The sequence below is a fragment of the Nakamurella endophytica genome (genome assembly GCF_014646215.1).
GTDB classification, from domain to species: Bacteria; Actinomycetota; Actinomycetes; order Mycobacteriales; family Nakamurellaceae; genus Nakamurella; species Nakamurella endophytica.
In genome coordinates, this window is record NZ_BMNA01000004.1 from 496452 (window position 1) to 508768 (window position 12317).

The window sequence follows — 12317 nt, forward strand, 5'->3', positions numbered from 1 at the left end:
ACGCGCACGGTCCTGCACCGCAGTCCCCGTCCCCGTACCGAACTTCCGAGCCCAGGAGGACCCGTGACCGTCTCCGAGGAAGACGCACGACTCGCCGAATTCGGATACACCCAGAAACTCGACCGGTCGGTGGGGCGCCTGGCGTCGTTCTGCATCGGTTTCTCGGTCATCAGCGCCACGACCGCCGTCTACTCGAGTTTCGGGTTCGGCCTGAGCCACGCCGGACCCGCCTTCGTGTGGACGTTCCCGATCGCGGCGGCGGTCTTCTTCGTCTGGGCGGTCATCGCCGGCGACCTGGCCGCGAAGATCCCCCTCGCCGGGTACGCCTACCAGTGGACCAGCCGGCTCGTCGGCCCGACCCTGGGCTGGTTCACCGGCTTCGCCGGACTCGTCGGGTTCATCAGCGGCTTCACCGGGGTCGCCTACATCATGTCCAGTTACCTGGGCGGGCTGTTCGGCTGGGAACTCTCGGACGCCGGCCTGATCTGGGTGACGATCGCCATCGTCCTGGTCTGCGTCGTCATCAACGCCTACGGCGTCCGGTTGGCCACCCTGCTCAACAACATCGGCGTCACGCTGGAACTGGTGGTGACGCTCGCCGGGACGCTGATCGTCGCCGCCATCGTCTTCTTCGTCTCGACCCACCACCAGACCGTGTCGTTCCTGTTCACCAAGGGCGACACCGTCTCCGAGCCGTACCTGTTCGCCTGGTTGACCTCCAGCCTGGGCTGTATCTTCGGCCTGCTGGGAGTCGAGGCCTCCGCAGACGTCGCCGAGGAGACCAAGGCCGCGCGCCGCACCATCCCCCGCACGATGCTCTACGCGCTCGGGGTGTCCTCGGCCATCGAGTTCCTGATGTACATCGTGTTCCTGCTCGGCATCGACGACCCGGCAGCGGTCAGCGCCAGCGGCGCGCCCATCGCCGACATCATGAGCCGCCAGGTGGCACCGTGGTTCTCGAAGGCGGTCGTCGCCGTCGCCCTGACCAACATCCTGGTCTGCGTGCTCAGCAACATGCTGGTCGCCACCCGGCTGATGTACTCGATCTCGCGGGACAATATGGTCCCCGGAGCGCGGTTCCTGAGCCACGTTTCGCCCGGCCGCCGGACGCCGTCCGCGGCCGTGTGGTCCACCGGGATCCTGTCCATCCTGATCCTGCTGTCCGCGTTGGTGAACGCCCAGGCGTTCGCGTACATCATCGGCCTGTCGGCGCTGGGCTACTTCACCGTCTACGTGCTGACCACCGGAGGCCTGGTGCTGTCCCGCAGGCGCGGTAACCTGCCCGCCGCGGAGCCGGGCACCTTCGACCTGGGTCGGATGCGGACCCCCGTGTACACCGTCGGGCTCGTGGTCTTCGCCGCGGTGCTGGCGGCGTTGCTGCTGCTGCCCGAGTTCCGCGCCAACGGCCGGATCTTCCTCTACGTGATGATCGGAGCCGGGGTGTGGTGGGCGCTCGGTCTGCGGCCCCGGCTGCGGCGCGGCGACGCCGGACCGGCCTACTCGCTGCGCAATCGCACCGATCCGGCTCCGGACAGCATCCCGTCACGCCCGTCATGACCGGTCCGTCCCCGCGCGTGCTGGGCCGGCTGCGCGTCCTGGACGGCCGGCCGGTCAACCTGGACGGGTTCTCGGTGCCCGACGCGGAGAACGGGCTCGTCGCACTGGCCAGCCCGGACGATCCCGAACCCTCGCTGGTGGTGCGGGACGGTCGCGTCGTCGAGCTGGACGGCGTCCCGGAGGCCGACTTCGACGTCCTGGACGCCTTTCTCGCCGAGTACGGGTTGGACCTGGCGGTGGCGGACGAGGCCATGGCCGTGGACGACGTCGAGTTCGCCCGTCGGACGTGCGACTTCACCGTGCCGCGCGACGAGATCGTCCGGCTGGTCGCCGGTATGACCCCGGCCAAGCTGGCCCGCATCGTGGCCCTGATGACCCCGGTCGAGCTGCAGCTGGCCGTGGCGAAGATGCGGGTCCGCCGCACGCCGTCGATCCAGGCGCACGTGACGAACCAGCTCGACGATCCGCTGCTGCTGGCCGCGGACGCGGCCAGCGCGGTGGCGTACGGGTTCCGGGAGGTCGAGACGACCGTGCCGGTGCTCGCCGACGCGCCCTCCAACGCGGTGGCCGTGCTCATCGGCAGCCAGGTCGGCGTGCCGGGTGCGCTGGCCCAGTGCTCCATCGAGGAGGCCCTGGAGCTGCGGCTGGGCCTGCGCGGGCTGACCACCTACGCCGAGACGGTGTCGATCTACGGGACCGAGCAGGTCTTCGTCGACGGTGACGACACCCCGTTCTCCAAGGCCCTGCTCACCTCGGCCTACGCCAGCCGGGGTCTGAAGATGCGGGTCACCAGCGGCGCCGGTTCGGAAGTCCTGATGGGCGCCGCGGAGCGCCGGTCGATGCTGTTCCTGGAGTCCCGTTGCGTCCTGCTGGCCCGGGCGATGGGCAGCCAGGGCGTGCAGAACGGCGGCATCGACGGGGCGGCCATCGTCGCCTCGGTGCCCGAGGGCATGAAGGAACTGCTCGCCGAGAACCTGATGGTGATGATGCGGGACCTGGAGTCGTGCTCCGGGAACGACACTCTCGTCTCCGAGTCGGACATCCGGCGGGCCGCCCACACGGTCCCGCTGTTCCTGGCCGGTTCCGACTACATCTTCTCCGGGTACGGCTCGATCCCCCGTTACGACAACACCTTCGCCATCTCGAACTTCAACTCCGAGGACATCGACGACTACCTGGTGCTGCAGCGCGACTGGGGCGTCGACGGTGGGCTGCGCAGCGTGTCGGCCGCGCACCTGGAGCAGGTGCGCCGGCGGGCTGCCCGGGCGGCGCAAGCCGTGTACCGCGACCTGGGGCTGGCCGACTACGACGACAGCCGGGTCGAGGACGTCGTGTTCGCCAACGGTTCCCGGGACCTGCCGCCGGTCCACCCGATGCTGGTGGCGGAGGCGGCCCGGGCGATCGAGGCCCGCAGGCTCTCGGTGGTCGACGTCATCGCCTCGCTGGGTCGCACGGGTTTCACCGAGGAGGCCGAGCACATCGCCGCGCTGACCCGCTGCCGGCTGACCGGGGACCACCTGCAGACCGCCGCGATCTACACCGAGGATCTGACGGTGCTGTCCAAGATCACCGACCCCAACGACTACCGCGGCCCCGGAACGGGATACCGCATGTCGGAGTCGCGGCGGGCGGAAGTGGACGGCATCCGCACCGCCAGGACCATCGCCCAGCTGACGGCCGACCAGGTCCCAGGGCCGGGCGCCGTCGACCTCGTCGAGGTCGGCGCCGCGGACACCGGGCACGACCCCCGCGAGGTGGTCGTCGGGGTCTCCCCGGCGTTCGCCCGCACCGTGTGGCTCGCCATGTCGGGGCTGACGATCGGCGAGGTGCTGCGGCAGATCTCGGCCGGTCTGGAGGAGGAGAGCTGCCTGCTCCGGATCGTCCGCGTGCCCGCGACCATCGACCTCGGGATGATCGGCCTGACCGCGGCACGGCTGGCCGGTTCCGGTGTCTCGATCGGCCTGCAGGGCAAGGGCACCGCGCTGATCCACCGGCGGGACCTGGCTCCGCTGGCCAACCTCGAGCTGTTCAGCGTCGCCCCGCTGGCCACCGCGCGGATGTACCGGCTGATGGGTCAGAACGCCGCCCGCCACGCCAAGGGCATGCGGCCCGTGCCGATCCTGTCCGGCGGGACCGAGCAGGCCATCACCGCCCGCTACCACGCGCGGTCGGTCGCCCTCACCACGCTGGAACGACGAGCATGCGAGCCCGGCGCCGCGCCGGTCGAGCTGCGCTGGGTGCGGCCGTGACCCCCGACGGCGACACGGTGACCGTGGCGGCGGCCGTCGACGGCACGCTGACCCTGGACGACGTCCGCATGGACCCGGCCGTGCTGCGCCACCAGGGCGAGGTCGCGCAGCGGCACGGCAACCCGCAGCTGGCCGAGAACCTCTTCCGCGCCGCGGAACTCGCCGTCCTCGAGGACGCCCGGGTGCTGGCGCTGTACGAGTCGCTGCGGCCCCACCGGTCCACCGGGGAGGAGCTCGACCGGCTGGCGGCCGGCCTGCGCGCCGACGGCGCCACCCGCTGCGCCGCCCTGGTGGAGTCGGCCGCGACCTGGTACCGCCGCCGCGGCCTGCTGCGGTGACCGGCAGCGGCCGGTTGCTCGCCGGCCTGGACATCGGCAACGCCACGACCGAACTGGTGCTCGCCGTCCCGTCGGGCTCCGGTCTGGAACCGGTGTGGCACGGCCAGGTACCGACCGCCGGCCGCAAGGGGGCGGAACCGTCGCTCCGGGCGGCGGCCACGCTGCTGGCGCAGGCCGAACGCGAGCTGCAGCGCAGCTGCTCGCTGGTGGCCCTGGCAGAGCTGCGTCCCGTCGACACCCGCATCGTCGCCGTCCGCCGGCGATCCCCGGCCGCCGCCGTGGTCAACGCGGTCCGTCCCGGCGCCAGCACGCCGGCGGGGACCGGGACGGCCGCCGGCCGCCACGTCCCGCTCGCCGACGTCGGGGCGTCCTGGGCCGCCGGGTCGGGCGAGGTCATCGTGTCGGTGCCGCCGGGCACGGACTTCGAGGACGCCGCCGCCCGGATCAGCGCGGCCATGAGCGCCGGGCTCGCGGTCGTCGGGGTGCTGGTCGCCGAGGACGACGCCGTGCTCGTCCACAACCGGTTGCCGCGCCCGCTGCCGGTGGTCGACGAGGTCGACACCGACGGCATCCCGGCCGGCGTGCGGGTCGCCGTCGAGGTCGTCCCGGTGGGCAGCACCCGCCGGGTCCTCGCCGACCCCTTGGCGGTCGCGGCCGCGCTGGAGCTCCCGCCCGGCACGCACCACCGGGTGGCGGCCGCGACGCGCGAATTCGCGGACCTTCCGGCACTGGCGCTGGTGGCCGGGGACGTCGACCGGGTGGTGCCGCCGCCTCGGCCGGATCTCCCCGACGTCCCGGAGGTCGCGGTGATCACCGCGGACGGGCGGCGGATCCCCGTCCCCGGGCCGGACCGGCCGGCCGTAGGCAGCGTGACGGGGCTGGCCGTCGGCGACCAGATCGAAGCGGTGTCCGACGTGTTCGCCGTCGACCTGGCCACCGTCGACGACGGGGCGTGGCTGCGCCGGGGCGTCGCCCGGCTCGACACCACCGTGGTCGCCGCACTGGGCACCTTCGCGACGGCGGACACGGCGCGGCTGCTGGCGGACCTGACCGGCCGGCCGGTGCGCGTCGTCGCGGCGGAACACCACGCCGCCGCCGTCGGCGCCGCCAGCACTCCCGCCCTGCCGCCGGGCGCGGCCGTCTGCGACATCGGCGGCGGGACCGTCGATGTCGTCGACGGCGCGAAGGCCGTGGTTGCCGCCGGGGCCGGCGAGTTGATCACCCTCGCGGTGGCCTCGGCGCTGGACGTCCCGCGCGCCCTGGCCGAGCGGGTCAAGCGGACGGCGGCCGTCCACGTCGAGGCCCCGCACCTGGCCCACGAGGAGGACGGGCGCCGCACCTTTCTGGCGACCCAGGCCCCGCCCGCGGCGATCGGGCGGCTCTGCCACCGGCTCGACGGCGAGCTGCTGCCCTTCTCCGAACGGCTCGCGGCCGAGGAGTGGCGCAGCCTCCGGCTCGCCGTGAAGCGGGAGACGGTCGGCGTGAACATCTCCCGGTGCCTGACGGCGCTCGGCGGGACGTCGGCGGTGCTGGTGCTGGCCGGCGGTGGGGCGCTGGACGACGAGCTGGTCCGGACGGTCACCGACTCGCTGCGCGGCGCGGTGACGGTCGGGCGCGCGAACGTGGCCGGACGGTTCGGGCCCCGGTACGCGGTGGCCTGGGGCCTGGCGCAGATCGCGTCGGCGGGAGCGGAGGAGCGGACATGAGCAGGATCGTCGTCATCGGCGCGGCCAGCGGCATCGGTGCGGCCGGGGCCGCCGCCCTCGCCCGCGCCGGATGGGACGTGGCCGTCATCGACCGCGACGCCGAGGCGCTCGAGCGGACGGCCGCCGCCGTCGGCGCGACGGCCAGCGCCGTGGCGGACGTCGCGGACGACGCGGGGCTGCGGTCGGCGTTGGACCGGTGCGCCGATCGGCTCGACGGTGTCGACGCGGTGTGGAGCAACGCCGGCGTGCAGGTCAACGGGACCGTCGAGACCGCGACCGTCGCGGAGTTCGACCTGTGCTGGACGGTCAACGTGCGCGCGCACTTCCTCGTCGCGCAGTGGGCGGTCCCCCGACTCCGGACCGCGGGCGGCGGCTCCTTGCTCGTCACCGCCTCGAACGCGGGGCTCCAGCCGGAGAGCGGCATGGTGGCCTACTCGACGACCAAGGCAGCCGCCGTGCAGCTGGTCAAGCTGCTGGCCCGCGACCACGCCCGCGACGGCATCCGGGTCAACGCGCTCTGCCCCGGCTACGTCGACACCCCGTTCAACGCGCCGGTCTGGGAGAGCTACGGCGGCCGGGAGAGCTTCCTGTCCCAGGTGGGCGCCACCATCCCGCTCGGTCGGATGTCCACACCCGACGAGGTGGCCGGCCACGTGCGCTTCCTGCTCTCGCCGGAAGCGTCGTTCGTCACCGGTCAGGCGTTCGTCGCCGACGGGGGTGAGCTGGTCGGCTGAGCCGCCGCCATCGGAGTGGGCCAGCGAGCGTTACACACGCTCGAGGACTCGTGCGCGTTGGACGTCGATGCAGCCGGTTCCCGGTTCGGACGACCCACTTAAGTGCAGTCAGCCCCACCGTGCGGACCATCCCCCCGCTCGACCAAGGTGCAGTGGATACCACGCCACCGGAGCTAGGACGCGAAAGGGCCGTGGCGATCGAGATCCCGCGGCCCGCGCGTCTGCCGAGGATCTGGGTTCTCGCACCGGCCTGACGACCTGAAACGGTCTACCCCTGCAGGGCGCTCCCCTGCATGTACACTCCGGACGAAACGGATAGCGGTGTTGCGCTTGCGCCACCGCAGGAGGACGACCAACGTGGCTGATGCTCGACTGGAATTGCGGGACGGACTGACGGTCATAGCGTCGGTACTTGCAGTCGCGGCAGGCATAGCTCTAAACGTCTTTACTGGCGTGTCAAATAGGGCTTCCTTCTGGGCCCTTCTGTCCATCATTCTCGCGGTCACTGGTGCAGCGCTCGCATATCGGAGCCTCACGGCAGCGAAGCGTCAGGGGTATGTACGAATAGAGATGTCTAATAGGCGTGCCGCCATTCACCTTGTGCGGGCGCAACTGACCCATGGCGGCGTTGTGAGTATCAAGTTGCCGGGCTTGCTTGAGCGGCATCGGTCCCTTCTCGTGGAGAAGGCGTCAGGTGCGAACACCGAGTCGACACACGCAAGCGCGCTCATCGCATCGCTTGCCAACGATCCCAAGAGTACGTTTGTTGTGGGGTACGCAGGAGCCGGTAAATCAACACTGTTGAGGTACCTCGCTACCACCATGTGCAGCTTGGCTGAAGCCGATGATGGCGACATGCGGCGCAAGTTGCCTCTCCTGCTGTCGTGTAGCGATTGGTCCGGTACTAGTCCGTTACCGACCTGGACTTGTCATCAGGCGGCCAGAACTTACCGCCTAAGCGAGCACACTGTTGAGAGGTGGATGTCGAACGGTTCTGTTATGTTGTTGTTCGATGCTATTGATCAATTGCCAGAAGCGGCCTCGCGGGCGTTCGTTGAACAGATGAATTCATGGCTGGAGCGTGTCGCCACCCTAAGGGTAGTTTTGGCGTGTCGAGACGACGCCTACAGGATGGTATTTTCTCAAATCCATCACGACCGAGTCGCACACCTTGAACCGTTGACACAAGAAGACGCAAAGGAGTATCTCGGGCAAACTTTGCAACAAACCACCGGCAACTCTGGAATGACCCGAAAAGCGAATGGAATCGTCGATGCCCTGGCTCGACGAGGCGAACTTACTCCCGCGGCCGTCGCACTCTTGGAGGCTTCGCTTAAACAAGAACCGAACGAACAATCGACAATCTCTCTTGCCGCTACCGAGCCTAAGGCTGCCACCACCATCTCCGAGAATTCGGTCCAGGTTCCGGAGGTTGTTGGACATGTTAGTCGCCAGGCGTCGCCACCCCGGGTCGAGTGGGCGACCCTGGCCGTGACTCAAGCGGCAACACCGGAAGATGCCGCCATCAAGTTGCATGAAATAGTGAGTACCGAGCTCCTCGAACCAAGGTCTTACGGTGACGATTCAAAGCCGGTGGTGCTAACTGCTGACGAGCAGGAAGTGCTGGATGAGTTACGCAAGTCGATAGCGGCTCTCGACGAGTATCGCATAAGCTCGCTATCCGCCGTACCCCTTCACCGCTGTCGAGAGGCAATTGACGGCTTGCGGTCTAAAGGCATCATTGAGCTTGTACTGACGCACGGCGTAACCCGCTATTCGGTATCCGCTGTCGTAAGTACACGATAGATGGCACTTGCAGCAGCTATTGCCAGCACCATTGGTGCAGGGCTATCGGCAATTGAAGCGACCAACGCCTTGCGCCAAATTCCACCGCTTAATGCAGTCATCTGGCTAGTGGTGCTAAGCTGTTTCGACGCTGCCGGCAGCCTCGTTGCGTTCGCCCTGCTTAACGAGGCTTTCGGAGAGGTAGAATGGTTTACGGCGCCTATTGCCGTGATGGCCGCCGGTTTGAGCGGGCCGGCACTATTGCGTGCCCAATTGGCGCTCATTGGTAGCGGTCAAGAGGCTGCTTATTGGGGTCCGGCTAATCGATATCGCAACTTGCGAGCACGGTTAGAGAGCCGCATTGCGGACAACATCGCGGTCTCCAAAAGCTCCTGGATGACGAATAAGGCTATGCCGTGTATAGCCTTTGTTCTACTGTTCGAACTATCAACACAAGTACACACCTATCTCAACAATAGTGATTCGCTCCTGCCGGACGATCGGGCGCGACTCGAGCTTTACTTGATGGAAACGATCAATGGCAATGCAAGAGGCCTTGACAAGAAGCGTGCAATCGCGCAATATCTTGATGACAACGGATGTTACTCGTGCCTAAAAGCCGTTGTGCGCAAGGGGCGACTTCGTCAGAAAGCTGACCGAACCGGGGCTTTGGATCGACGGCTGGTTGACGACCTAATAGCTGAGAACAGCCGCCACTAAAGTCGCATTAGTGCTCTTCGTCGGGATTTCCGCCAACACCTCGCGGTAGGCGCACTGGCGACGCAGATGCCGTCTTGAGCGCTTAGATCTGACGAGTCGTAGCGCCATGGGCCTTCCACCCAATGCCCGGACCGACGCGGCAGTCAAGATCCTTGTCGCTCCTCCGGCGGGGCAAATATAGCGAAGGACCGGTGCCGAGCGCTGCCGCACGCGCACCAGGGCGGTTGATGTACTCAGCACTAGTGCCGCCCGCCGCAATCTCCGATAGGCAACAGTCTCTAGATGCGCGTCTATACGCCGTCTCGCTTGGCCGTGAAGGATCATACTAATCCGAGGACGGCTACCTGTTGGTTCACCGGACGCATCCGGGGGACCGGCCAATTCCTGCTCTTCTTAAGCGCTGGTGTGGTCGGCCCTCGCGATCTGGTCGCTGGTGCGCGTCGTGCGGATCGAGCTGCGGCTCCGGCGACGCCGCGCCGTTGCAGCCGGCCACCCGCGAGGCCGGTGGCTCGCTTCCACACCCGCGCCTGTATCGGCGGCTCGCGTTCGACAGGCCCACCGAGCGTGTGAAGTGGTCTCATACGCCTGCGGTCGGTATGGTGCGGGAAGCGCCCGAGATCCAGGTCGAGGGGGAGTGGGTCGGACGGCGGACGGGTACGACGACTGCGTGACCGGCGTAGCCACGCTAACCCTCGAGCAGCCGCGGACAAACTGCCGGCGGCACTTTAAGCAGTGTTGACCGACGCCTAGGCGGCCGCGGTGCAGGCGCAGGTCGACGAGCTGCTGGCCGCGTACGGCGCGGCCCTCACTCCGGTTGATGGCACCTGTGGCTTTGCCGCTTGATGCGACGGCACCTGCCCCTAGACGACCGACGAGTTCCACGCCAGGGTCGCCCGCACCCGCACGCACCGACGGTCCTGGCCGTCGGGCTTCCAGCTGTCTCAGTGCGAAGGCAAAGCCGGCGGCCGCCGCAAGCAGGTGGCGGACTTCTACGTCCACGGCAATAGAGCGCCGGGTCCCGATCTCACGATTGCCCAGACAGCTCAGTTGCAGCGGGACCTGGCCGAGGCGCTGGCCCTGCTGGCGTCCTGAGCATCACCGTCTACACACTTCCGAGCGACTGCACCTGACTGGCCCGTCACGCATATTGTCCGAATCGTCCGCTCATCTAGGGAGCCACCAGTGGGTCTGATCCGCAAAGCCGCCAGCCTGAGCACGCTCGGCGCTGTTAACTACCGTTCGAAGGATGACCGCAAGGTCAAGGTCATGGAGGCGAACAGCAAGGCGGAGATCAAGGCGGAGAAGGAACGGCTGGCCATCGAGCGCCAGCGGGCGTCTGCCGCAGCGGTGGAGGCGCAGGCGTATGCCGCGGCGCAGGCTGCCGCAGACGAAGGGAACTCCGTGGCCGGACGTCTCCGTCAGCTCGACGCGCTGATGCAACAGGGACTCATCACGGCTGACGATCATGCCGCTCGAAAGGTGCAGATCCTGGCGGAGATCTAGTAGCTCCGACGCGACAGTCTCAGGCGTCAAGTTCCGGGAGGTCGTTCGAGACAGAATCCGGCGTGCCGTCATCCTGCCCGATCAACAGCGTCTCTCGCTCGAGTTCCTTCCAACGGTCAACTCCTATGCGCACCTGTTCAACCTCGTCCGAGGACAACACTCGAGCGCCCCCTGCGTCACAGATTGCCATCTGCACGGGTGGTCCCACACCAAACGTTGACACTTCGATCGTGGTGTCAATCGTTCGGTAGGCGAGCAACATGCCCTGCTCAAGGCTTAGGTCACTGGTCACGTGGTGCCGCATCAGACTCAGGGCCACCGTCGCGAATGAACCGCCACTTCCAGTGGCGTAGAAGGAATGCTCCGTGTGCCAGTTGACGACTCCAGTTTGATCGAACTCGAGGAACCACGGCACACTGGCACTGTAGCCAAGGACCAGGAGATTGGCGCCGAATCCAGGGAGTATCTGATTTTGCCCCTGAGCGTTCGGATTCGTCGTTAGGGCGGTCCCGTAAGCTCGCTTCATGCCCTTGTGGATCAAGCCCTGGAGCTTAGCGCGGACGGCAGAAAGGTTGGGTTCGGTGAAGGACTTAACTGGTTGACCACCGGACCCGGAGGATGCCTCTAGCGTTTGCAGCTCGGCGGCAACTTCCTCGAGTGTGTAGACCGAGCCAGCGCCAGTCCAAATGATCGGATAGCCGGCCACGCAACGGACCTTGACGGACCGCATCGCAACTTGTTGTGAGTCGGTCGCCATACTGTCAGACGCAACCAGCACGCCGTCGCGGCAGACAAGTCCGACAGCGACGGTCATCAGCCGGTGAAGTGACTCTTGGATGCGTAATCGGGGAAGGCAGCGTACACCTCGCGCAGCAGCTTCTGGAAGGACGTATTAGTAACGTAGCGCTTAACGGCCTTCACGAATTGACGCTCTTGTGGTGCTAGCTGCGACCAAACCGCTTCGGCCTTCTGCTCTCCCGACGGCGTCGTCCTGTGCTCACCGTAGGCGCTGCCAGGAAAGGGTCGCGTCTCAAGATCCCCACGGTTTGTAAGTCCGCGGATCGCCGCAGTCAACGACGACGAGTAGGGTCCCCAGTTGTACGGCTCGTAATCGAATAACTCGGACCATGACTTAGCACCGCGCTTGCATATGAGGAAGACGGCCTTCTGCATGCGGATTCGGTCCAGCGGGTAGGAACTGGATTCCGGGTCGCTGACCGAGCTCGCCAAAAGCAGTGGCAGGTCAGCGGAGCGCAAGGCTGCCCCTCCAATCGGTCGTTCGGTGCGTGCGGTCGGCGGTGGGTGCTCCCTCGAACCGTACCGCCGCTGCCAGCAGCTCGCTGAGCGACCCGCCGGTTACCGCGGGTAGCAGGTGACGGACGTGTCGTTGCATCGGGTCCTTCACCACCGAGTCACCGACCCCAGGATCCCGACGATGATTTACGCCCCGTTGACGTCGGCGACCAGCGCAGTCTTACCCGCAGAGTAGCTCTGTCCGCCGTTAGCGAGGACGTCCTCCAGCACGTACTGCAGGGCGCCGACGTCGCACGATGTGCCGTCCCGAACTCCACTGACGGTCGGTAGGCCTCGTTGGCGCCGGCTTACACGAAGGACCAGCGGGCGTCGACGCCCACCGATAGGCGGTGCGCCGTGAGAAGCGCCGCCCGAACGGCGATGCCGATGGCCTGGGCGACATTCTGGGTGGTGCGCATCGATACTGGCTCT

Annotated in this window: 10 protein-coding genes; 8 read left to right on the forward strand and 2 right to left on the reverse strand. The window is 67.4% G+C overall.

The features are described from left to right. Window positions 1–63 precede the first annotated feature (63 nt). The 8 genes from IEY37_RS12830 (at window position 64) to IEY37_RS12865 (ending at window position 10592) form a co-directional block, all read left to right on the forward strand. Complete coding sequence (locus IEY37_RS12830) at window positions 64–1557, forward strand: APC family permease (RefSeq protein WP_188942024.1); 1494 nt, start codon at window positions 64–66, stop codon at window positions 1555–1557. Then, entirely contained in the window at window positions 1554–3806 is a 2253-nt protein-coding gene (locus IEY37_RS12835) for a propanediol/glycerol family dehydratase large subunit (RefSeq protein WP_188942026.1), read from the forward strand. The genes IEY37_RS12830 and IEY37_RS12835 overlap by 4 nt, the downstream gene beginning before the upstream one ends. Window positions 3807–3874: 68 nt before the next feature. Beyond that, a complete protein-coding gene (locus tag IEY37_RS12840) occupies window positions 3875–4144 on the forward strand; it encodes a diol dehydratase small subunit (RefSeq protein WP_373298338.1) in 270 nt (89 codons plus the stop codon). Next, window positions 4141–5850: a diol dehydratase reactivase ATPase-like domain-containing protein gene (locus IEY37_RS12845; protein ID WP_188942030.1), complete on the forward strand. Its 1710-nt coding sequence runs from the start codon at window positions 4141–4143 to the stop codon at window positions 5848–5850. Before IEY37_RS12840 ends, IEY37_RS12845 begins: the two co-directional genes overlap by 4 nt. Further along, on the forward strand, window positions 5847–6584 hold the full coding sequence (locus IEY37_RS12850) for an SDR family NAD(P)-dependent oxidoreductase (RefSeq protein WP_188942032.1): 738 nt from the start codon (window positions 5847–5849) through the stop codon (window positions 6582–6584). The genes IEY37_RS12845 and IEY37_RS12850 overlap by 4 nt, the downstream gene beginning before the upstream one ends. 570 nt (window positions 6585–7154) lie before the next feature. Further along, on the forward strand, window positions 7155–8390 hold the full coding sequence (locus tag IEY37_RS12855) for an NACHT domain-containing protein (RefSeq protein ID WP_229674419.1): 1236 nt from the start codon (window positions 7155–7157) through the stop codon (window positions 8388–8390). Continuing rightward, window positions 8391–9089 carry a hypothetical protein gene (locus IEY37_RS12860; RefSeq protein WP_188942036.1) on the forward strand — a complete coding sequence of 233 codons (699 nt, stop codon included), beginning with the start codon at window positions 8391–8393 and terminating at the stop codon, window positions 9087–9089. Between the two features lie 1182 nt (window positions 9090–10271). Then, the gene (locus IEY37_RS12865) at window positions 10272–10592 is read left to right on the forward strand and encodes a hypothetical protein (protein WP_188942038.1); all 321 of its coding nucleotides are present in this window, start codon (window positions 10272–10274) and stop codon (window positions 10590–10592) included. Window positions 10593–10611: 19 nt separating this feature from the next. Here IEY37_RS12865 and IEY37_RS12870 read toward each other — a convergent pair whose 3' ends face one another. Beyond that, complete coding sequence (locus tag IEY37_RS12870) at window positions 10612–11406, reverse strand: Ntn hydrolase family protein (RefSeq protein ID WP_188942040.1); 795 nt, start codon at window positions 11404–11406, stop codon at window positions 10612–10614. Further along, window positions 11406–11765 carry a hypothetical protein gene (locus tag IEY37_RS12875; protein ID WP_188942042.1) on the reverse strand — a complete coding sequence of 120 codons (360 nt, stop codon included), beginning with the start codon at window positions 11763–11765 and terminating at the stop codon, window positions 11406–11408. Before IEY37_RS12875 ends, IEY37_RS12870 begins: the two co-directional genes overlap by 1 nt. Window positions 11766–12317: the final 552 nt, after the last annotated feature.

Bases quoted from the DNA above. Each gene is read 5' to 3' on its own strand.
- IEY37_RS12855 (WP_229674419.1), top strand. From the start codon at position 7,155: ATGTCTAATAGGCGTGCCGCCATTCACCTTGTGCGGGCGCAACTGACC.
- IEY37_RS12850 (WP_188942032.1), top strand. From the start codon at position 5,847: ATGAGCAGGATCGTCGTCATCGGCGCGGCCAGCGGCATCGGTGCGGCC.
- IEY37_RS12860 (WP_188942036.1), top strand. From the start codon at position 8,391: ATGGCACTTGCAGCAGCTATTGCCAGCACCATTGGTGCAGGGCTATCG.
- IEY37_RS12835 (WP_188942026.1), top strand. From the start codon at position 1,554: ATGACCGGTCCGTCCCCGCGCGTGCTGGGCCGGCTGCGCGTCCTGGAC.
- IEY37_RS12870 (WP_188942040.1), bottom strand. From the start codon at position 11,406: ATGACCGTCGCTGTCGGACTTGTCTGCCGCGACGGCGTGCTGGTTGCG.
- IEY37_RS12875 (WP_188942042.1), bottom strand. From the start codon at position 11,765: ATGCAGAAGGCCGTCTTCCTCATATGCAAGCGCGGTGCTAAGTCATGG.
- IEY37_RS12840 (WP_373298338.1), top strand. From the start codon at position 3,875: ATGGACCCGGCCGTGCTGCGCCACCAGGGCGAGGTCGCGCAGCGGCAC.